The sequence below is a fragment of the Myceligenerans salitolerans genome, from assembly GCF_017349295.1.
GTDB lineage: Bacteria > Actinomycetota > Actinomycetes > Actinomycetales > Cellulomonadaceae > Myceligenerans > Myceligenerans salitolerans.
In genome coordinates, this window is record NZ_JAFMPK010000027.1 from 114,535 (window position 1) to 136,183 (window position 21,649).

At 71.9% G+C, this 21,649-nt stretch carries 17 protein-coding genes; 6 read left to right on the forward strand and 11 right to left on the reverse strand.

The window, feature by feature from the left end:
- Nucleotides 1-12 precede the first annotated feature (12 nt).
- Nucleotides 13-1,704: an HNH endonuclease signature motif containing protein gene (locus tag J0911_RS05905; protein WP_207274537.1), complete on the reverse strand. Its 1,692-nt coding sequence runs from the start codon at nt 1,702-1,704 to the stop codon at nt 13-15.
- A gap of 106 nt (nt 1,705-1,810) precedes the next feature.
- On the opposite strand from J0911_RS05905, the gene J0911_RS05910 reads away from it, so the two are divergent.
- Complete coding sequence (locus tag J0911_RS05910; protein WP_443677264.1) at nt 1,811-2,041, forward strand: helix-turn-helix domain-containing protein; 231 nt, start codon at nt 1,811-1,813, stop codon at nt 2,039-2,041.
- Between the two features lies 1 nt (nt 2,042).
- Nucleotides 2,043-2,519, forward strand: a complete 477-nt coding sequence (locus tag J0911_RS05915; protein WP_207274539.1) for a Clp protease N-terminal domain-containing protein — start codon at nt 2,043-2,045, stop codon at nt 2,517-2,519.
- Between the two features lie 89 nt (nt 2,520-2,608).
- Here J0911_RS05915 and J0911_RS05920 read toward each other — a convergent pair whose 3' ends face one another.
- Nucleotides 2,609-4,828, reverse strand: coding sequence for an NADP-dependent isocitrate dehydrogenase (locus tag J0911_RS05920; protein ID WP_207274540.1), 2,220 nt, complete (start codon nt 4,826-4,828; stop codon nt 2,609-2,611).
- 118 nt (nt 4,829-4,946) lie between these two features.
- Entirely contained in the window at nt 4,947-5,933 is a 987-nt protein-coding gene (locus J0911_RS05925) for a malate dehydrogenase (RefSeq protein ID WP_207274541.1), read from the reverse strand.
- Nucleotides 5,934-6,110: 177 nt separating this feature from the next.
- Between J0911_RS05925 and J0911_RS05930 the strand changes: the two genes are divergently transcribed.
- Both J0911_RS05930 and J0911_RS05935 read left to right on the forward strand, forming a co-directional pair.
- Nucleotides 6,111-7,028, forward strand: coding sequence for an MIP/aquaporin family protein (locus J0911_RS05930; RefSeq protein WP_207274542.1), 918 nt, complete (start codon nt 6,111-6,113; stop codon nt 7,026-7,028).
- Between the two features lie 106 nt (nt 7,029-7,134).
- Nucleotides 7,135-8,052 carry a septum formation family protein gene (locus J0911_RS05935; protein ID WP_207274543.1) on the forward strand — a complete coding sequence of 306 codons (918 nt, stop codon included), beginning with the start codon at nt 7,135-7,137 and terminating at the stop codon, nt 8,050-8,052.
- 14 nt (nt 8,053-8,066) lie between these two features.
- Here J0911_RS05935 and J0911_RS21015 read toward each other — a convergent pair whose 3' ends face one another.
- Nucleotides 8,067-8,507 (reverse strand): DUF3017 domain-containing protein, encoded by a 441-nt coding sequence (locus J0911_RS21015; RefSeq protein ID WP_207274544.1) that lies wholly within the window; start codon nt 8,505-8,507, stop codon nt 8,067-8,069.
- A 168-nt stretch (nt 8,508-8,675) separates the two neighbouring features.
- On the opposite strand from J0911_RS21015, the gene J0911_RS05945 reads away from it, so the two are divergent.
- Nucleotides 8,676-10,034: an NAD(P)/FAD-dependent oxidoreductase gene (locus J0911_RS05945; RefSeq protein ID WP_207274545.1), complete on the forward strand. Its 1,359-nt coding sequence runs from the start codon at nt 8,676-8,678 to the stop codon at nt 10,032-10,034.
- 15 nt (nt 10,035-10,049) lie between these two features.
- On the opposite strand, the gene purH is transcribed toward J0911_RS05945, so the two are convergent.
- The 7 genes from purH to J0911_RS05980 all read right to left on the reverse strand — a co-directional run bounded on the left by purH (nt 10,050) and on the right by J0911_RS05980 (nt 19,418).
- Nucleotides 10,050-11,660: a bifunctional phosphoribosylaminoimidazolecarboxamide formyltransferase/IMP cyclohydrolase gene (gene purH / locus J0911_RS05950; RefSeq protein WP_207274546.1), complete on the reverse strand. Its 1,611-nt coding sequence runs from the start codon at nt 11,658-11,660 to the stop codon at nt 10,050-10,052.
- A gap of 184 nt (nt 11,661-11,844) precedes the next feature.
- Nucleotides 11,845-13,557: a BCCT family transporter gene (locus J0911_RS05955; RefSeq protein ID WP_207274547.1), complete on the reverse strand. Its 1,713-nt coding sequence runs from the start codon at nt 13,555-13,557 to the stop codon at nt 11,845-11,847.
- Between the two features lie 136 nt (nt 13,558-13,693).
- Nucleotides 13,694-14,338, reverse strand: coding sequence for a phosphoribosylglycinamide formyltransferase (gene purN, locus J0911_RS05960; protein ID WP_207274548.1), 645 nt, complete (start codon nt 14,336-14,338; stop codon nt 13,694-13,696).
- A 9-nt stretch (nt 14,339-14,347) separates the two neighbouring features.
- Nucleotides 14,348-15,634 (reverse strand): cell division protein PerM, encoded by a 1,287-nt coding sequence (locus J0911_RS05965; RefSeq protein WP_207274549.1) that lies wholly within the window; start codon nt 15,632-15,634, stop codon nt 14,348-14,350.
- A gap of 171 nt (nt 15,635-15,805) precedes the next feature.
- Nucleotides 15,806-16,702 carry a succinate--CoA ligase subunit alpha gene (gene sucD, locus J0911_RS05970; RefSeq protein ID WP_207274550.1) on the reverse strand — a complete coding sequence of 299 codons (897 nt, stop codon included), beginning with the start codon at nt 16,700-16,702 and terminating at the stop codon, nt 15,806-15,808.
- Between the two features lie 39 nt (nt 16,703-16,741).
- Nucleotides 16,742-17,920 (reverse strand): ADP-forming succinate--CoA ligase subunit beta, encoded by a 1,179-nt coding sequence (gene sucC, locus J0911_RS05975; protein ID WP_207274551.1) that lies wholly within the window; start codon nt 17,918-17,920, stop codon nt 16,742-16,744.
- 226 nt (nt 17,921-18,146) lie between these two features.
- The gene (locus tag J0911_RS05980; RefSeq protein ID WP_207274552.1) at nt 18,147-19,418 is read right to left on the reverse strand and encodes an AGE family epimerase/isomerase; all 1,272 of its coding nucleotides are present in this window, start codon (nt 19,416-19,418) and stop codon (nt 18,147-18,149) included.
- A 74-nt stretch (nt 19,419-19,492) separates the two neighbouring features.
- Between J0911_RS05980 and J0911_RS05985 the strand changes: the two genes are divergently transcribed.
- Nucleotides 19,493-21,625: an alpha-galactosidase gene (locus tag J0911_RS05985; protein WP_207274553.1), complete on the forward strand. Its 2,133-nt coding sequence runs from the start codon at nt 19,493-19,495 to the stop codon at nt 21,623-21,625.
- Nucleotides 21,626-21,649 lie beyond the last annotated feature (24 nt).

Consider the following 21,649-nt stretch of genomic DNA (forward strand, 5'->3'; position numbering starts at 1 on the left):
ACGTCTCGTACCTCAGAACGGCGGCTCCCCGGCGTCAGGAGGCGAGGCGGTGGGCTGTTCAGGAATCGCCGGCTTCCGGGGCCGGCGCGCGAGGGTGAGCCCCGGTGGCGCGCTCGGCCCCGGATCTGCCTCGATACCGGTGATCCGGGCGTACCGAACCACCGGGTCGACCGGCTCCGGCCGGTAGACCTCGGTGTGACCGGTGGGACTCGTCCAGGTCTCCGCTCCGGTGACGGGGTCGCGTTCGACGTGCCAGCCGGCGTGGGTCTTGAGGTTGTGATGACGTCGGCACAGGGCGTGCAGGTTGCCCGCACGGGTCTGCCCCGGCTCGCCCGGGACGGGTCCGCGATCAGGATCGAACGGTTCGACATGGTCCAGGTCGCAGCGTGCGGCGGGGCGGTCGCAGCCCGTGCTCATGCACGTGCGGTCGCGGACCTGAACCGCTCGGCGGAGGCGGTCCGGAGGCTGGTACGTCGTGGTCGAGTAATCGGTCAGAACCCCCGTGACCGGATCCGTCACGAGGCGGTGCCAGACGCCTTCGCCCGCGATCTCGCGAGCGACGCCGGCGGGGATGGGGCCGAGCAGGTCCAGGATGCCGGGGGTGGCGTCGTCCGGGCCGGCGAGCACGCCGGCGGGGACGGTGACGTTGATCGTGGCGGGCACCTCGACGGCACGCACCACCACGCCCGCCTCGACGGGCGCGGGCACGGTGGACAGCACGCCGTCGTCCTCGGCCGGGACCGGCACCAGGTCGGTGTCCCGTACGGGCACCACGAGCACACCCGGGTCCGTGACCGGGACGCGCAGGGATCCCTCGACGCCTTCCTCGATCACGTGCGGCACCATCCGCCCGGTGACGAGCGACGTGAGTGCCGCGGCGCGAGCTTGCCCGCGTCGCCGGCCGGGCCGCCGCATGAGCTGGTCCGCGCCGGCCTGCACGGCGTTGAACACCCGGGCGGCGTCCTTCGCGGGCATCAGAGCGGTCAGCAGTGCCATACCGGGCGCGGCCGTCTCCAGCCACACGTTCGAGCCCGCCGCGGCCTCCTCGAGTTCCTCCCCGCTGCCGTGCAGTCGGTTCGCCAACGCGTTCAGCTGATCGGACAACCACTTCCACGTGCGGGTCGGTGCCTCGGGCAGCAAGACCTCGATCGCCGCGGCACGCTCGTCGTCCGTCAGTTCGGCCCCCGCGCCCAGCAGGGTGTCGGCCTTACGCTCGTCGATCCGCCCCGCCTCCAGAGCGGACAGCACCTGCGGGAACCGAGCACACCGGTCCCCACGACGCACGACGGCCCCTCCTTCCCTGGCCGTCACGCGCAGGCGATCCTTGATCACCGTCTCGGCCTGGTCCGCCGCCAGCACACCGACCTGGGCCTCGACGAGGGCACCGGCGGCGCGCGCCTGCAGCCCCTGCGCCCAGGAGGCCAGCCGACCGGCACCCTCGACCAGAGCCGCCAGTTCCACGGCGTCCAGCCGATCGAGGACGCCGCCGTGGCGTTCCGGCGCCACGAGCGCACCGAGCACGCTCGCCAGCCATGGTCCGGGCTCCGAGGAAACCTGGGCCAGCAGCGTCGTCAGAGCTGCTTCGTCGATCGAACGTTCCGGCTCCCCGAGGGCCGGACCGCCCCACGGCGCCTCGGGCAGCACCAACTCGATCCGCGTAGCGCCGGGATGCGGTTGCGCCTGGTCACACGTTGTCCCGGTCACGTCCATGACACCCCCTTCGCTCTGGGCCCCGACTGACGCCTGCGTTCGATCCTATCTAGGTAACGCTGAAAACGCCGCCTGAGTCCCCAACATGTGCACAAAGACCGTGATCCACAGGATCGAGTACACGAAGAGCCCGGACGCTGCCGCCGCGAGCGACGACCCCCGCACCGGGCTGCGCGCCGTGAGGTCCCTGCGCGAGCTGGCCGACCGCCTCGAGACCCTCCAGGTCACGCGTGCCCGGACCCTCGGCTGGTCGTGGCAGGAGATCGCCGACGCGCTCGGCGTCAGCCGCCAGGCGGTCCACAAGAAGCACCGGTCACCCAGGAGGCTCTGACATGTTCGAACGGTTCACCCGCGAGGCACGCGCCGTCGTCACCGACGCGCAGATCGTGGCGCGCGGCCTGTACTCCCCTACCATCGACACACGGCACGTCGTCGTCGCGCTCGCGGAGGCCGGCGGCCCTGCGGCCAGGGCGCTGGCCTCGGCCGGCCTCGACCGCGCGGCGCTCGCCTCGCTCGGCATCGACCTCGACGCGGTCCGGGACAGCACCGACGCCACCTTCGGCGAGGGTGCGTTCGACACCGCGGCACGCCGGCGCGGACCGAAGGGACACATCCCGTTCACGAGGGACGCCAAGAAGTCCCTGGAACTCGCGCTGCGTGAAGCCGTGCGCCTGCGCAGCAAGGACATCGCCGACACCCACCTGCTGCTCGGCGTCCTGCGCGACGACCACGCCCCCGGTGCACGCGCTCTTCGTGATGCAGGCACGGATGTACCCACCCTGCGCGCGGCCCTCGAGACGACCGGCTGAGACGGGACGCTGATCAGAACGACGACGGCGGTCGTGGCGGCCTTCCGTACGGAACGCCACCACGACCGCCGTCGTGCACGAAGAACGCGTCAGAGCGACGCGAGCGCCTCGTTGAAGATGGCGCTCGGGCGCATCACCGCGCTCGCCTTCTCGTCGTCCGGCTGGTAATAGCCGCCGATGTCGGCGGGCTTGCCCTGGACGGCGACGAGCTCGGCGACGATCGCCTCCTCCTCGGCGCCGAGCTTCTCGGCCAGGGGCGCGAAGGCGGCGGCGAGCTCGGCGTCCTCGGTCTGCGCGGCGAGTTCCCGCGCCCAGTACAGGGCGAGGTAGAAGTGCGAGCCGCGGTTGTCGATGGTGCCCAGCTTGCGGCCGGGGGAACGGTCCTCGTTGAGGAACGTCCCGGTGGCGGCGTCGAGCGTGTCTCCGAGGACCTGGGCACGAGCGTTTCCGGTGAACTTCGCCAGGTGCTCGAAGGACGCCGCCAGGGCGAAGAACTCCCCGAGCGAGTCCCAGCGCAGGTAGTCCTCCTCGACGAGCTGCTGCACGTGCTTCGGCGCGGAGCCGCCGGCGCCCGTCTCGAAGAGGCCGCCACCGTTCATGAGCGGCACGATCGAGAGCATCTTCGCCGACGTGCCCACCTCGAGGATCGGGAACAGGTCGGTGTTGTAGTCGCGGAGCACGTTCCCGGTGACCGAGATCGTGTCCTCGCCCTTGCGGATGCGCTCGAGGGAGTACTTGGTGGCGTCCGCGGGCGCCATGATCTCGAGGGTCAGCCCACCGAGCTCACCGGCGGAGCCGTCGTCGAGGTACTCGCGCACCTTCTCGATGAGGCGGGCGTCGTGGGCGCGGTTCTGGTCGAGCCAGAACACGGCCGGCACGCCGGTGGCGCGGGCCCGCGTGACGGCCAGCTTGACCCAGTCGCGGATGGCGACGTCCTTGGTCTGGCAGGCGCGCCAGATGTCCCCGGCGGCGACGGCGTGCTCCATGACGGTGGCACCTGCGCCGTCGACGATGCGGACGGTGCCGTCGGTCCGGATCTCGAAGGTCTTGTCGTGCGACCCGTACTCCTCGGCCTTCTTGGCCATCAGCCCGACGTTCGGGACGGAGCCCATGGTGGCCGGGTCGAGCGCGCCGTTGGCCTTGCAGTCGTCGATGACGGCCTGGTAGACGCCGGCGTACGACGAGTCGGGGATGACGGCGAGGGCGTCCGCCTCGTTGCCGTCCGGCCCCCACATGTGGCCGCCGCCGCGGATCATGGCCGGCATCGAGGCGTCGACGATGACGTCCGACGGGACGTGCAGGTTCGTGATGCCCTTGTCGGAGTTCACCATCGCGAGCTCGGGGCCGTCGGCGAGCGCGGCGTCGAACGCGGCGCGGATCTCGGCACCGTTGGGCAGGTTCTTCAGTCCGGCGAAGATGGAGCCCAGACCGTCGTTGGGGGAGAGCCCGGCGGCCGCCAGGTCCGCGCCGTACCTCTCGAAGACGTCCGTGAAGAAGGCCTTCACCACATGGCCGAAGATGATCGGGTCGGAGACCTTCATCATGGTGGCCTTGAGGTGCACGGAGAAGAGCACGCCCTGCTCCTTGGCCCTGCGGACCTCCTCGACGAGGAAAGCGTCGAGCGCGGCGGCCGACATGAAGGTGCCGTCGAGCACCTCGCCGGCTTCGACCTCCAGACCGTCCTTGAGCACCGTGACGGTGCCGTCGGCGGCGACGTGCTCGATCCGCAGGGTGTCGGCGGCGGGAAGGACGACGGACTTCTCGTTGGAGAAGAAGTCGTCGTGGCCCATCGTCGCGACGGCGGTCTTCGAGTCGGCGCTCCAGGCGCCCATGCGGTGCGGATGGGCCTTGGCGTAGTTCTTGACGGACGCCGGGGCGCGTCGGTCGGAGTTGCCCTCACGGAGCACCGGGTTGACCGCCGAGCCCTTGACCTTGTCGTAGCGGGCGCGGACGTCGCGCTCCTCGTCCGTGGACGGTTCCTCCGGGTAGTCCGGCAGGTCGTAGCCCTTGCCCTGGAGCTCGGCGATCGCGGCCTTCAGCTGAGGCACCGACGCGGAGATGTTCGGCAGCTTGATGATGTTCGCGTCCGGCCGCGTGGCGAGCTCGCCGAGCTCCGCCAGCGCGTCCGGCTGGGCCTGCTCCGGCGTGAGGCGCTCCGGGAACTGCGCCACGATGCGGCCGGCCAGCGAGATGTCGCGGGTCTCGACGTCCACGCCCGCCTTGGCCGCGTAGGCCGAGACGATCGGGAGGAAGGAATAGGTCGCCAGCAGCGGCGCCTCGTCCGTATGGGTGTAGATGATCTTGGCCATGGGCTTCAGCAGGCTCCTGGATCAGTTGGCAGACGATTTCTTGATGTCAAGATACCGCGCCGAAACCTGGATCGAGACATCGGGTAAGGAGCCTCACATCCGGCGCCCCGGGTGATCGCTAGATCAGGCCAAGGGACCTCACCGCGTCGCGCTCCGACGCGAGCTCGGCCACGGACGCGTCGATCCGCTCCCGGGAGAACGGGTCGATCTCCAGCCCTTCGACGATCTGCCAGTCTCCGCCGGCGGACGTCACCGGGAACGAGGACACCAGACCCTCCGGCACGCCGTACTCGCCGTGGCTGCACACGCCCGCGCTCGTCCAGTCGCCCTCCCGGGTGCCGAGCGTCCAGTCCCGCACGTGCTCGATCGCCGCGTTGGCCGCGGACGCCGCCGACGACGCCCCGCGGGCCTCGATGATCGCCGCACCACGCTTGGCGACCGTCGGGATGAACGTGCCGGTCAGCCACTCGCGGTCGGCGGCCACCTCGGATCCTGGCGTGTCGCCCACGGTGGCGTGGAACAGGTCCGGGTACTGCGTCGCGGAGTGGTTGCCCCAGATCGTCAGCCCGCTGATCCTGCTGACCGGCGTGCCGGTACGAGCGGCCACCTGGGAGAGCGCGCGGTTGTGGTCGAGCCGGGTCATCGCGGTGAACCGCTCCGCCGGCACGTCGGGAGCGTGCGCGGACGCGATGAGCGCGTTCGTGTTCGCGGGGTTCCCGACCACGAGCACCTTGACGTCCGAGGCCGCTCCGTCGTTGATCGCCCGGCCCTGCGGACCGAAGATCCCGCCGTTGGCCTCGAGCAGGTCGGCCCGCTCCATGCCGGCTCCCCGCGGCCTGGCCCCGACCAGGAGGGCGACGTTCGCCCCTTCGAACGCCTTGACCGGGTCATCGAAGATGTCGACGCCGGCCAGTGTGCCGAAGGCGCAGTCGTCCAGCTCCATCGCCGTCCCCTCGGCCGCCTTGACCGCGGCGGGGATCTCCAGGAGGCGGAGCCGGACCGGTACGTCCGCGCCGAGCATCTCCCCCGCGGCGATGCGGAAGAGGAGCGCGTACCCGATCTGGCCAGCGGCTCCGGTGACGGTGACGTTCACGGGTTCAGTCATGGGCCCACTCTCGCATCGAACCGACGGCCGTGCCCAGTACCCACGCGAAATTCTTCGCAAAGTCGTGACCATGGCCCGAACTCGCCGCGTTCAGGTCATCTTCAGGTGATTGCTGGCAAGATGCTCCCCGGAAACCCGGCACGCACCCGCGTGCGCCACCCGAAAGGATCATCTCTCATGGCCAACGCGTACGCCGTGCCCGACGGCGCGCTCGACGCCCCCGCCGAGACCTCCGGCTCCGGGACCCTCTCCCGCGTGCTCGCCGAGGCGTTCGGCTCCTTCGTCCTCGTCCTCGGTGTGCTGAGCATCGGCGTGTACAGCTTCCTCAACCAGTCGGGCGCCATCGGCGTCGCGTTGACCGGTGGCCTCGCGTACGCGGCGGCGCTGATCGCGGTCGGCCACGTGTCCGGCGGCTGGTTCAACCCGGCGATCACGCTCGCCCAGGCCATCGCCGGCCGGGTGCGCTGGGCCGAGGTCCCGCTGTACTGGATCGCACAGCTCGTCGGCGGCTTCGCCGCGGGCGGCCTGCTCTTCGGGACGCTTCCCGACAAGCTCTACGAGCTGCTCGGCAAGGAGGACAACTACGGCCTCTACGCCCAGGGCGCCAACGGCTGGGGAGACTTCTCGCCCCTGTACACGCTCTCGCAGGGCGGCGCGACGTTCGAGATGCTCCAGGCGGGCATCGTCGAGCTTCTCGCGTCCGCCGCGCTGGCCGGTATCGCCCTGGCCGTCGGCACGAGGAACCGCGCCGCCATGGCGGCGGCCGGCGGTTTCGGCCTGGCGGCCCTCACCGTCGTCGCCTACCCCGTGACCGGCGCGGGCCTGAACCCCGTGCGCTCGACGGTCGCGGCCGTCTTCGCGAACGACTGGGGCGGCGTGAGCGGCCAGGTCTGGCTGTTCTGGGTCGCTCCGCTCGTGGGGGCCGCGATCGCCGCCCTCTTCGCGGTCGCCTTCGGCCCGCAGGAGTCCCCGGAGGACGCCGCCTACGACGAGTCCGATGACGCGGACGACGACGTGGACGACGACGTGGACGACGACCGCACGGGCACCGCGGACGACGACGACACCGCCGCCGCGGACAAGAAGTCGGACTGAAGCTCTCCCCCCGAGGCAGCGGATCCCAGCGGATCCGCTGCCTCGGCCGTTCCCACGGTGTCCGTCCGAGGTGACTTGCCAGGCCATGCCGATACCATCTCGCGTCGTGGCCCAGAAACCCCCCATCGAGCCCGAGGAAGCCGGCGACGCCGGGACCGACGACACGGAATCCGCCGACGCCCATGTCTCCGCCCGAACCGGCTGGGTGGTCGCGGCCTTCCTCCTGTTCTGGCCGCTGGCCGTACCGGCGCTGGTCCAGGCGGTCCGCGCCGCACGACACGCGGCGACGAGCCGCCTCGAGGCGGCACGACGTGCCTCCCGTCGCGCCCTCGGCTTCGCCGTGGCCGCCATCTGCACCGGTACCGTGCTGCTGGCGGGCTCGGCCACGGCGGTCGTCATGGCTCCCGCCTGGCTCCCCGTCGACGCGTCGGCGTACGTCCCGCCCGCTCTCGCGCAGGCGGCCGGGATCACGCCGCCGGCCCCGGAGCGTTCGGGGGCGACGGACCCGGGTGCCCCGTCGGCACCCTCCGGATCTCCGCCGGCCGTGCTCCCGACGCCCGGTACCACCGAGGGCGAGGGCATCGCGGAATGGTGGGCGACGGAGGGACAGGCGACGACGGAGGACCCGTCGCGGACCAGGCCCGTCGACCTGGACAGCGGGGACTGCCTGGACACCGAGGAGATCGACGGCGTCTCGATCCTCTACTGGATCCCCGTGGTGTCGTGCGAGGAGCCGCACCACGGCGAGGTCTTCGGCGTGACGTGGCTGGACGACTCCGTGGGCGGCGACGCGCAGGAGGGGTCGCGCGACGCACCGACCCAGTCACAGCTCTGGGAGGCCGCCGACGCGTACTGCTACCCGAAGTTCGACGAGTTCGTCGGCGAGGCGTGGGCGGCGTCCGAGCTGACCTACTGGCCCGTCGCGCCGTCCCAGGAGAGCTGGGAGGAAGGGGACCGCAAGGTCGCGTGCATCGTGGAGTCGGATGATCCGGTGACCGGAAGCCTGGAGGGCGCCGACCGGTGACGGCGGGTCCGACGTCAGTCGATCGGCGCCACGACCGCCAGGACGCCGATCATCACGGCCGCGGTCATGTACATGACGACGTCGAGACTCCGGGTGCGGATCGCCAGGCCGGCCGGGCCCGGACCACGCAGCACCGCGCGGAAGGTTCCGGCGACCGCGAGCGTCACCGCGATCCCGAGGGAACCCGCTCGCCCGCCGACCACGAGACCGAGCAGGAGGGAGAGCACGACGCCGGCGAGCAGCCACCAGACCGCGCGGGTACTCCTGCGCGACGGGTGGTCGGCGTCCAATGGATCCTCCTCGGCCGGACGGTGCCCGGCACGCGCCGGCGTGCCGTCGTTCCAGCCTGCCTCGTCCACGGCCGACTGCCAGTCAGGCGCGACGAGGGTCGCGGTGCCTCCTCCGGTCTGCCCGGGGTGGGACTCGCTGCCTGCCGGGGTGCTGCTGAGGTCCACGCCGGAGAGCTTACCGGCGAATCGGACAGGTCTGGACCGGCGTGATCAGGCTGCAACCAGCCTGGCCGACGCTTTGCCCGGGAGACGACGTCGATGGGAACCCCTGTGCCCGGACATCGCCGACACCATGAAGTCAACAGAGGGTTGTCAGAGCGATACGGTGAGTCCATGCCGTCGTCCATGCCCCGGTCCATCGCGATCATCGGTGCCGGTCTGGCCGGCGCGCAGACCGCCGCCGCGCTCCGCTCGCACGGCTTCACCGGACATCTGACCGTCCTGGGCGCGGAGGGCGTGCCACCCTACGACCGCCCGCCGCTGTCCAAGGAGCTGCTGAGCCGCACCGAGCCGCTCTGGATCTCGGACGACCTCGGGATCGACCTCTCCGCACTGGCCGACGACGTGCGGTGGGACGACCCTGCCACCCGCCTGGCGGTCTCCCGGGACGGCGTCGTCACCGAGGTGGCCTCGTCGGACACGGTGTCCTCCGACGCCGTCGTTCTGGCCTGCGGTGCCGAGCCGGTCGTACCACCTGGCTGGGAGGCGGCCACCGTGCTGCACACCTTCCGGGACGCGGAGGCGCTCCGGGCGGCGATCGGCCCCGGCATGCGCGTCGTGATCGTCGGAGCCGGCTGGATCGGCGCCGAGGTGGCCGGCGTCGCCGCCGGAGCCGGCGCCGAGGTGACCGTCGTGGAGGCGGGCGCCGCACCCCTCGAGCGACAGCTGGGCGGCACGGTCGGTGCGCACCTCGTGCCGTGGTACGACGCGGCGGGAGTACGGCTGGTGACGGATGCCCCGGTCGAGAAGGTGTCCGACGACGGCGTCCGCACGGCCTCGGGCGAGCACCTCGGCGCGGATCTGGTGCTCGCCGCGGTCGGTGCCCGGCCCGCGTCGCACTGGCTGCGCGGGTCGCTCCCGCTCGACGCCCGGGGCGGTCTCCGGGTGAACCGCGCGGGCCGTTTCCTCGGGATCTCGATGCCGGGCGACCCGGCGGGCCGGCTGCACGCGGACGCGCTGGAACGGGTCTGGGCGGTCGGCGACATCGCGACGCGCGACCACCCGGTGTTCGGCCCGGTACCCGGCGGTCACTGGTCCGCGGCACTGCACGACCCCGAGCCCACGGCACGGGCCCTGCTCGGTGTCGACGAACGCCCCGCCGACCCCGAGCCCGTGCGCGCGCGGCTCGGCCTCGCCCCCCTGCGCTCCCACGCGCCGTACGTGTTCAGCCGGCAGCTCGGCCACGACCTGGCACTCTTCGGCGTGCCGTCACCGTTCGAGGAGGTGGCCCTCCGGGGTGACCCCTCGGGCGACGAACGCTGGGCGGCCTTCTACGTCGAGCACAGCCTGCACCGGAACCCGAAGGTGACCGACCAGGGGCACCACGTCGCACACGTGCGCGCCGTGCTGCTCGTGGACTCGCCACGGGAGGTCGGCCAGGTCCGCAAGCTCATGAACCGGCCGGAACCGCTGGTCGTCGATCTGGAGAAGATCGTCGACCCGGCGGTGCGGCTCCGGGACGCGGTCCTCTGAGGCTGCCCCGTCCCCTCAGTGGGCGAAGTGGCGGGTGCCCGTGAAGTACATCGTGATACCGGCCGCCTTCGCCGCCTCGACGACGTCCGCGTCACGGACCGACCCGCCGGGCTGCACCACGGCACGCACACCGGCGTCGAGCAGCACCTGGAGACCGTCGGCGAACGGGAAGAAGGCGTCGGACGCGGCGACGGCACCCCGCGCCCGCTCCGCTCCCCCGGCGAGCGTGTTGGCCCGCTCCACCGCGAGACGGCAGGAGTCGACGCGGTTCACCTGCCCCATGCCGATACCGACCGCGGCGCCGTCGGCCGCGAGCAGGACCGCGTTCGACTTGGCGGCCCGCACGGCCCGCCAGGCGAACTCGAGGTCGGCGAGCGTCGCCTCGTCGGCGGCCGCCCCCGCGGCGAGCGTCCAGGAGGCCACGTCGTCGCCGTCCGCCTGGAAGGTGTCGCGCAGCTGCACGAGCAGCCCGCCACTGATCTGCCGCGTCTCGGCGGGCAGCTCGCCACCGGGTCGGTCGGCGACGAGGATGCGGAGGTTCTTCTTGCGGGCGAGCACCTCGACGGCCCCGTCCTCGTACCCGGGAGCCACGATGACCTCGGTGAACACGTCGGCCACCTGCTCAGCCATCGCGACCGAGACCGGCCGGTTCGCGGCGATCACACCGCCGTACGCGGAGACCGGGTCGGTGGCGTGCGCCCGCGCGTGCGCCTGCGCGATGTCACCGCCGACCGCGAGACCGCACGGGTTCGCGTGCTTGATGATCGCGACCGCCGGCTCCGTGAAGTCGTACGCGGCGCGGCGTGCGGCGTCCGTGTCGACGTAGTTGTTGTACGACATCTCCTTGCCGTGCAGCTGCTCGGCCGCGGCGAGCCCGACCCCGCGGCCGTCGGAGTACAGCGCGGCCTCCTGGTGCGGGTTCTCGCCGTAGCGCAGGACGGCCTGCTTGGTCCAGGCCCCGCCGGTGAAGTCGGGCCAGCCGTCCTCGGTCCCGGCGTACGCGGTCGCGAACCAGTTGGCGACCGCGACGTCGTACTCCGCGGTGTGGGCGAACGCGGCGGCCGCGAGCCCCTTGCGCTGGGCGAAGGTGAAGCCGCCCGCCGCGACCGCGGCGACGACGTCATCGTATCGTGACGGGTCGACGACGACGGCGACGCTGGGGTGGTTCTTCGCCGCCGCACGGACCATGGACGGCCCGCCGATGTCGATCTGCTCGACGACGGCGTCCGGCTCCGCGCCCGAGGCCACGGTCTCCGCGAACGGGTAGAGGTTCACGACGACGAGCTCGAACGGCGCGATGTCCAGGTCCGCGAGCTGGTCGAGGTGGTCCTGCTTGCGGGTGTCGGCGAGGATGCCGGCGTGCACGCGGGGGTGAAGCGTCTTGACGCGTCCCTCGAGGCACTCGGGGAAGCCGGTGAGCTGTTCGACCGGGGTCACGGGAACGCCGGCGTCGGCGATGTGCCGTGCCGTGGAACCGGTGGAGACGAGTTCGACGCCCTCGCCGTGGAGCGCGGTGGCGAGCTCCACCAGGCCGGTCTTGTCGTACACGCTCAGCAGCGCCCGGCGGACCGGGCGCTGCGAGTCGTCGGCGAGCTGGGCATCGGGAGCGGTCGGGACGCCGGACATGGAAGGTCTCCTCGTAATGTGGCTTCGCGGAAAACCCTGGCACCCAGGCGGGCGGTGCGCATCACGGGTCGGTGGCCGTCGACGGCCGGGCCGCTCCCCGGTGGTACCCCACCCTCGCCAGTCACGACCACCACGAACCCTACCGCCCCGACGGCGGGAGGCAGTCGGGGCGGTAGGGCGGCCGCTACCTGCCCCTGCCCTTGTTCCGGGCCTTGGCCCTGCCGCCGTTCTCGAGGTCGTAGATGTCCTTCGCGATCTGGCCGGCGTACCAGCGCCGCTGTTCACGCTCACGGAGCTTGTTCTCCCGCAGGAGAGCCCTCGCGGTGGCGAAGCACATCATCAGCATCACGATGCTGAACGGCAGCGCCAGCAGGATCGCCATCGTCTGCAACGCGCCGAGGGGACTGACGTCGAGGCCGGCCTCCGCCGCCCTGAGCCCGACCCAGAGCAGGACGGCGGCGATCGCACCCTCCATCGCGGCCCAGAACGCCCGGCTCCACACGGGCGGGTTCGGGTCGCCGCCGGAGGCCAGCATGTCGACCACGAACGATCCCGAGTCGGAGCTCGTGACGAAGAAGACCACGATGAGGATCACCGCGACGGTGCTCGTCACCGCGGCGAGCGGGAAACCGTCCAGCAGCTGGAACAGCGCGGTGTTCGAGTTCACCAGGCCGTCGGCGTCGACGATGCCGCCCTCGCCGAACAGCTCACGGTAGAGGCCGCTGCCGCCGAGCACGGAGAACCACAGGAACGTGACGATGGTCGGCACCAGCAGCACGCCGAACACGAACTCGCGGACGGTACGGCCCTTGGAGATGCGCGCGATGAACACGCCCACGAAGGGTGCCCAGCTCATCCACCAGCCCCAGTAGTACGTCGTCCAGCCGCCCAGCCACTCCTTGCCACCCTCGGTGAACGGGCGCGCGTTGAACGTCAGCGCGAAGAAGTTCGTCAGGTACGAACCGATCTGCGTGAGGAAGTCGCTGAGGATGAACACCGTGGGGCCGACCACCAGGATGAAGACCACGAGCGCGATCGCCAGGCCCATGTTGATGTTCGACAGCCACTTGATGCCCTTGTCCACGCCCGTGACGACGGACACGAGCGCGATCGCCGTGATGACGATGATCAGGCCGATCAGCAGCCAGCTGGCCGGGTTGCCGGCGTCGTCCAGCTCGACCACGCCGAGGTAGCCGAGGCCCGCGCCGATCTGGCTGACGCCGATGCCGAGCGACGTCGCGACACCGAAGAGGGTGCCGAGGATGGCGATCACGTCGATGACGTCACCCCAGAAGCCCCGGATCCGGTCGCCGAGCAGCGGGTACAGAGCCCAGCGGATGGAGATCGGGTTGCCCCGCCGGTGCACCGAGTACGCGACGGCGAGACCGACGACGACGTAGATGGCCCAGGCGTGCAGGCCCCAGTGCAGGAAGGTGACGTTCATGGCGGACTTCGCCGCGAGCGCCGCGGTGGCGCCGGCCTCTCCCGGTGGGACCGAGGCGTAGTGGCTCAAGGGCTCCGCCACGCCCCAGTAGACGAGACCGATGCCCATGCCGGCCGCGAAGAGCATCGCGAACCAGGAGCCGAGGGAGAAATCCGGTTCGTCATCGTTGTCCCGGGCCAGCACGATGGCGCCCATCGGTGACACGGCGAGCCAGATCGAGAAGAAGACGAAGAACGCGACGACCCCGATGTACCACCAGCCCAGCTCGGCGACGACGCTCGAGTTCGCCACGCTGATCCAGCTTCCCATCCATTCGGGGAAGATCGCCGTGGCGAGCACGAACAGCAGGAGTAGCCCGGCTGCCGGATAGAAGACCCTGGGTGCCGAGATGAGTCTCCTTCGCCCGGGCACCTCCTGCTCGTCGGATGCGGTTGCCTGCTGGTCGACAGCCATACGACCTTTCCTCGCTCTCGGGGGCACTCTGACCAATCGGTCCCTCACGCTAACGACAACTCCCGTCGGCACGGCGCGTCCGACGAGCGCCTGGGGCAATCTTGATCAAGACGTGACCCAGATCGGGTCCGGGCGCTCATCCCCCGATCGTCGCGTGCCTTCCGGCGACGTACAGACCCTCGCGTGCGATCCGGCCCACCGTCTCCACCAGCAGGGCCCGCTCGGCGCTCTTGATGCGCTCGTGCAGGGTGGGCTCGTCGTCGCCGTCGTGCACCGGGACGGCGGCCTGGGCGAGGATCGGGCCGGTGTCGACGCCGTCGTCCACGAGGTGCACGGTGCAGCCGGTGATGCGGACCCCGTGTGCGAGCGCGTCGCGGACACCGTGCGCACCGGGGAAGGAGGGCAACAGCGCCGGGTGGGTGTTGAGGATCCGCCCCTCGAAGCGGCGGACGAACTGCGGTGCGAGGACGCGCATGAACCCGGCCAGCACCACCCAGTCCGGCCGGAAGACTCGTACGGCCTGCGCGACTCCCTCGTTCCACGCGGCGCGGTCGTCGAAGTCCTTCATCGCCACCACGGCGGACGGGACGCCCGCGGCGTGCGCCAGGTCGAGCGCGCCGGCGCCGGGCCGGTCGGTCACCACCCCGACGACCCGCGCTCCGTAGGCGGGGTCGTCGTGCGCCGCGAGCAGCGCCGCGAGGTTGGATCCCCCGCCGGAGGCGAGAACGACGAGCCGCGAGGCGGAGGTGGCGTCTATCGCGTGGCCGGACGGAGTCTGCACAGCGTGATCCTACGTTCCTGCCCGGGGCCGGCTCGCGAGGTGCCGAGGCAGGAGTACCGCGGTCGCGCCCACGAGCAGTTCGCCCGCGATCAGCAGCGCGGTCAGCCAGGGCGTCGCACCGACGTCGGACAGCCGGTCCGTGCCCGCCGCGCCCGATGCCGCCCCCTGCAGCATGCCCACCAGCGACGCCGCCGTCGCCGCGAGACCGCCGAGGGCGAGCGCGACGTCGCGGAGACGGGGCTCACCGGGCTCCAGGCCCCGCCACGCGAACCAGCCGCCCACCGCTCCGCAGGCCACGACGACCAGTGGTGCCGTCCAGCCGAATCCGCCGGTCCAGTCCTGGCCCGGCAGTGCCGCGAGCAGCGGTACCGCGGGCAACGGACCGGCATCCACACCGAACGGCGTGAAGCTCGTTCCCGTCCCGACGGCGAATCCGGAGCCGCCGAGCCAGGACATCGCCCACAGGACCAGATCGGGCAGCAGCGCGAGCTGTGCGACCGCGAGCACGATCCCGCCCGCCCAGCCCGGGTCGAGCGCGCGGATGATGTCCGACGACGTCGCCCGGCCGGCCACCGCCCACACGCCGACGAGGAGGGCGGCCGCACCACCCAGCGATGCCACGGCCACGACGCCGGCCCGCGCGCCGAGGCGAAACGTCGGCGGGCACCAGCCGCGCACGAGGCGGTCGAGACCCGCTCCCAGCTCGGCCGGCGACGGCAGGCCGCCGCGGGCGAGCGTTCCCCCGCCGAACCCGAGACCGCCGACGACGGCACCGGCCACCGGGGCCGCGAGCACCGACCAGACGGTGGCACCCGGGGCGGCCACGGCGACCACGGTGGTGGCCACGGCGTAGCAGCCCGTCGCGAACGCCCACGTGCGTGCCGACGCCCGCACCGCGTGACGCGTGGTGGCGTAGCAGGTGAACAGCGCGAGCACGGTGAGGCCGAGCGGGACGAGCGTGACGGTCGCGCCCGACGCCGTCACCGGGACACCGTGCCCCAGCAGCCAGATGCCCGAGGCGATCCCGACCGGGGTGCGCCAGTCCTGGCCGTCCGGGGCGGCACCGGACGCCGCGGCGGCGAGATAGGCGACGAGCGCGGGAAGGACGATGACGGCGAGCGAGAGAGCGGCGGCCTGGACGGCGACGAGGAGCCCGGAGACCGCGTCCGCGACACGGCCGGCGAGCGGGGAGGCCGGCGGGCCGGCAGGGTCGACCGTCCGCGGGCGGGCCTCCGGACGCGGACGGGAGGCGGGACGGGACCGGGACACGGTTCGACCCCGGGTTGGTGCACTCACCCCGCCATACTCACCCGTGGCGGAGCGCCGCCGGGGGCAACCGCGCCCGGCGCGTCGGCGCCGCACGGTGAGACGTCGGGCACATACCGCCCGTGGGAGGCGAAACCGTGCCGGGCCGGTCGGTCACCACAGGACGGACCAGCCCGGCACGCGGGCAGGGAAGCGCGGGGCTCAGAGGGCCCGCAGGATCTCCCGCATGAGGTCGGCGGTCTCGGACGGGGTCTTGCCGACCTTGACGCCCACCGCCTCGAGCGCCTCCTTCTTGGCGGCCGCGGTGCCGGCGGAGCCGGACACGATGGCGCCCGCGTGGCCCATGGTCTTGCCCTCGGGGGCGGTGAAGCCCGCGACATAGCCGACCACCGGCTTGGTGACGTGCTCCTTGATGTACGCGGCGGCGCGCTCCTCGGCGTCGCCGCCGATCTCCCCGATCATCACGATCGCCTTGGTCTCCGGGTCGTTCTCGAAGGCCTCGAGCGCGTCGATGTGCGTGGTGCCGATGACCGGGTCGCCGCCGATGCCGATGGCGGTGGAGAACCCGAAGTCCTTCAGCTCGTACATCATCTGGTAGGTCAGCGTGCCGGACTTCGACACGAGACCGATCGGGCCCTTGCCCGTGATGGTGTGCGGGGTGATGCCGGCGAGCGACTCGCCCGGCGTGATGATGCCCGGGCAGTTCGGGCCGATCATCCGGGTGCCCTTGCCCTGCAGGTAGGCGAAGACCTCGGCCGAGTCCTGCACGGGCACGCCCTCGGTGATGACCACGATCAGCGGCATGCCCGCGTCGATCGCCTCGATGGCGGCGTCCTTGGTGAACGCCGGCGGCACGAACAGCACCGACACGTCGGCACCGGTCTCGGCCATGGCTTCCTTGACCGTGCCGAACACCGGAAGGGTGACGTCGTTGCCCTCGTGGTCCTTGTGCTGCACCGTCGTGCCGGCCTTGCGGGCGTTCACGCCGCCCACGATCTGCGCGCCGGAGTCGAGCATCAGGGCGGTGTGCTTGGCACCCATGCCGCCGGTGATGCCCTGGACGATGATCTTGCTGTCCTTGTTCAGGTAGATGGACATGTCAGTCAGTCTCTGCTCTCTGTGGCGTCGTCGCGGGGCTCAGGCGGCCGGGGAGGCAGCCTTGGCAGCGGCCAGATCGGCGCCGCCGTCCATGGTGTCGGCCAGGGTGACCAGCGGGTGGTTGCGCGTGGCGAGGATCTCGCGGCCCAGGTCCACGTTGTTGCCGTCGAGGCGAACCACGAGCGGCTTGGTCGCGTGGTCGCCCAGCAGGTCGAGCGCGCCGACGATGCCCTTGGCGACCTCGTCGCAGGCGGTGATGCCGCCGAAGACGTTCACGAACACGGCCTTGACCTGCTCGTCGCCGAGGATGACGTCCAGGCCGTTGGCCATGACCTCGGCGTTCGCGCCGCCGCCGATGTCGAGGAAGTTCGCCGGCTTGACGCCGCCGTGCTTCTCGCCGGCGTAGGCCACGACGTCGAGCGTCGACATGACCAGGCCCGCGCCGTTGCCGATGATGCCGACCTCGCCGTCGAGCTTGACGTAGTTGAGGTTGTTCGCCTTGGCCTTGGCCTCGAGCGGGTCGGTGGCGGCCTTGTCCTCGAGCTCGGCGTGGTCGGGGTGGCGCACCTCCGACGCGTTCTCGTCGAGCGTGACCTTGCCGTCCAGCGCGACGATCGCGCCGTCCTCGGTCTTGACCAGCGGGTTCACCTCGACGAGCGTCGCGTCCTCGTTCGTGAAGACGGTCCACAGCGTCTGGATCGTCTCGGCGACCTTGCCCTTGACATCGTCGGCGAAGCCGGCGGCGTCCACGATCTCGGCGGCCTTGGCCTCGTCGATCCCGGTCAGCGGGTCGACGGCGACCTTGGCGAGCGCCTCGGGCCGCTCGACGGCGAGCTGCTCGATCTCCACGCCGCCCTCGACGGAGCACATGGCCAGGTAGTTGCGGTTCGCGCGGTCCAGCAGGATCGAGAAGTAGTACTCCTCCGCGATCTTCGCGCCGGCCGCGATCATCACACGGTGGACCGTGTGCCCCTTGATGTCCATGCCGAGGATCTCGGCGGCCTTGGCCTCCGCCTCCTGCGGCGAGTGGGCCAGCTTCACGCCGCCGGCCTTGCCCCGACCTCCGGTCTTCACCTGGGCCTTGACGACGACGGTGCCTCCGCCGAGCTTCTCAGCGCCTTCGCGAGCTTCCTGCGGCGTCGTCGCGACGACACCGCCCAGCACGGGTACACCGTGCTTCTCGAAGATGTCGCGCGCCTGGTATTCGAACAGGTCCACCCTGCTGCGTCCTTCCATCGGTCTCGCCCCCGCGCGCGCTCCACGATCGCAGGGGCCTGCTAGGCAGATGTCCCTGGTCGAGTGGAAAACGCAGCGGATGACCGACGGCGTGTGCCTCACGGTCGAGGGCCGCTCGTCGATACCGGCCAGTGTCTCGACGTCAAGACATCGCGTACAGCGTAGCCCTGTTGGCGGCCCCGCATAAGTTCAGGGTGTGGGAATCGCGTCACATCGCACGCAGCGCCGCCGCGAGCGTGGGCGCGAGCGGCAGCCGGGGGATCAGGGTCACCTGGAAGGCGTGGTAGACGTCCGGCTTGCCGGGCCACACCGTGGCGGCGGGCCGGTTGTCCGCGTCCAGCTCGTGGTGCCACGAGCCCCGGCGGCGGTCGATGAGGTGGTGCTCGGCGTAGTCCCACCACCGGGCGTACCAGCGCGCGAAGCGTGCGTCGCCGGTCCGCGCGTGCAGCGCGGCCGCCGCGCCGATCGCCTCGGCCAGCACCCAGTGCATGCGGGTGCGCACCACCGGCTCGCCGTCCCAGTCCGTGGTGTAGACGAAGCCGTCGGCGCCGTCCGTCGCCCACGCGTCCTCGACCGCGCGGTCGAACAGCGTGGTCGCCGTGTCCACCAGGCCCGCGTCCGGCCCGGTCGCCGCCTCCAGATGGAGGATCAGCCGGGCCCACTCCAGTCCGTGTCCCGGTGTGGCGCCGTACGGCTTGAACCGGTCGTCGGGCCGGTCGCGGTTCAGCCCGAGGTCCGGCGTCCAGTCGGGCCCGAAGTGCTCGGGCAGCCGCCCGTCGAACCGGGCCGCCAGCTCCGTCACGAAGGCGACGGCACGTGCCGCCCGCTCACGCCACGCGGCGCCGTCGCCCTGTTCGAGAAGAGCCGCCGCGGCCGGCGTGGCGGGATCGGCCGTGAGCGCGTCCACCGCGTCGGCGACCGCGAGCATCGCCTCCACGGAGTGCATCGTCGCGTTGAGGCCCCGGTACCGGTCGCACACCGTGAACGCGACGTCCCAGGTGTCGACCGGCCGGCCGGCGTCCTCGTCCCAGAACTTCCGCAGGTACACGCCGGTCGCCTCGGCCAGCAGGTCCGTCCCGCCGGGCCGTCCCGCCAGCGCGGCCGAGGACGCCGCGAGCATCACGAAGGCGTGGTCGTAGCACGACTTGCCACCGTCGGCGTCGGGCGTGCCGCCGGCGTCCAGAGCGCGGTACCAGCCACCGTGGACGGTGTCACGCAGCGGGCCGGTGAGCCCGGCCAGGGCCGCGTCGGCCACGGCACCGCATCCCGGGACACCGAGCAGGGCGCCCAGGGAGAAGACGTGAACGGTCCGGCACGTGATCCAGGTCTGCACGCCGTGCGCGGGATCCGGGATCCCGTCGTCGTCCAGGTACGCGGCTCCGCCGCCGGGCAGCCCCGCTCCCAGGCCGAAGGAGAGCAGGCGCCGGCACTCTGCGTCGAGCCAGGCGCGGTGGGAAGGCAGGTCGGTCCACGGAGTCACAAGTGTGAACCTACTATGCTGGGAGGCGTCTACGACAACGCTGTCATAGATCCGCCACGGAGATAATGAACCCGATGACTCTCACCACCCTCCGGCGCGACGGCGTCGCCGTCGTCCTCGAGCACCCGGCCACCGGCCTGCCGTCGGTCCTGCACTGGGGTGCCGACCTGGGACCGCTCACCGCCTCCGACCACGCGGCCCTCGACGCCGCCACCGATCCCCGGACCCCACCGGGCACGCTCGACGCCGGCCGGCGCGTCCCCCTGCTCCCGCAGGAGTCGGACGGCTGGTCGGGACGTCCCGGAGTCCTCCTGCTGCGCGACGGCGGCCCCGTGTTCCCCCGCTGGACGGTGACCGGGTGCACCGGCGACGACGCCACACTGCGGCTCACCGCGACGTCGGACGGCCTCGAACTGCGCACCGAGCTCGCCGTCGCACAGGGCGGCCTGGTGACGCTGCGGCACGCCCTCACGAACACCGGCACCGGCGCCGTGACCGTGGAGCAGCTCGACGCCGTCCTTCCCGTGCCCCGCGCCGCCGGCCACCTGACCGGTTTCACCGGCCGCTGGGCCCGGGAGAAGACGCCGGCCACCACCACGATGCCGTCCGGCGCCGCCACCGTGACGAGCCGGCGGGGACGTGGCGGGCACGACGCGCCATGGGTGAGCATCGCCTCTGCCGGCCCGCCACGGAACCGGAGCGGCGAGGCGTGGGCGGTACATCTGGGATGGTCGGCCGACGTCGTGCACCGGACGGACCGGATGACCGACCACGAGACCCAGCTCGGCGCCGGCGAGCTGCTCCGGCCCGGCGAGATCCGCCTGGCCCCCGGGCAGACCCACGAGACGCCCACCGCCTACTTCGCCTGGTCGGACAGCGGTCTGGACGGGCTCTCCCGCAGGTTCCACACCTGGCTCCGAGCCCGGGAGCAGCACCCGGCCGGTGTCCGGCCGCTCGTGCTGAACACCTGGGAGGCCGTGTACTTCGACCACGACCCGGAGCGTGTCGCGGCGCTCGCCCGGGCGGCCGCCGCCGTCGGCGTCGAACGGTTCGTGCTCGACGACGGCTGGTTCCACGACCGGCGGGACGACACCCGGGGACTCGGTGACTGGGTGGTGGATCCCGCGGTGTGGCCGGACGGGCTGAAGCCGCTGGCGGACCTGGTCCAGGAGCTCGGCATGCAGTTCGGGCTCTGGTTCGAGCCGGAGATGGTGAATCTCGACTCGGACCTCGCGCGCGCCCACCCGGAGTGGGTCCTCGGGAACGCCGCGTCCGTCCCCTCGCCGGACGGGCTCTCGTTCCGCAACCAGTACGTGCTCGACCTGGCCCACCCCGAGGCATGGGACCACGTGCGCGGACAGATGTCCGCGCTCATCGACGCGCTCGGTATCGCGTTCGTGAAATGGGACCACAACCGGGATCTCGTGGAGCCCGTGCACGTCGAGGGCGGCACACCCCGCCCCGGCACCCACGCCCAGACACTCGCGGCCTACCGTCTCATGGACCGTCTGAAGGCGGACCATCCGGGGCTGGAGATCGAGTCCTGCTCGTCCGGTGGGGCACGCACCGACCTGGGCGTGCTTGCGCGGACCGACCGCGTGTGGGCGTCCGACTCGAACGACCCGGCGGAGCGGCAGGACATCCAGCGCTGGACCGAGCTCGTCCTGCCGCCGGAGCTGATCGGGGCGCACGTCGGGCCGTCGCCGGCGCACTCGTCCGGGCGCGCCACCGACCTCTCCTACCGGGTGGCGACCGCCCTCCAGGGACACGCCGGCTTCGAGTGGGACATTCTCGGCTGCACACCCGAGGAGACCGAGGCGATCGGCGCGTACGCCGCGCTCTACAAGGAGCTGCGCGGGCTGCTGCACTCCGGGACCGTCGTGCACGGTGATCCCGCCGACCCCGCGCTGCGGGTACGCGGCGTCGTGGCACCGGACGCGACCGAGGCCGTGTTCACGGTGGCGACCGTCGGCTCCCTGGCCGACGCGCGGCCCGAACGGGTCGTCCTGCCGGGCCTCGACCCGGACCGGCGCTACACCGTGCGGCTGCGGGACGAGGCGGGGCCGGCGAAGTGGTTCGGCGGGACGCCGCGGTGGCTGGGCAAGGAGACCGGCGACGTCCCGGGGACGGTCCTGGACCGGGTGGGGCTCCAGATCCCGAACCTGTGGCCGATGCAGGCCCTCGTCCTGCACCTGCGCGCGGTCTGAGGCGCCGCGGTCGCGGAACGTCCG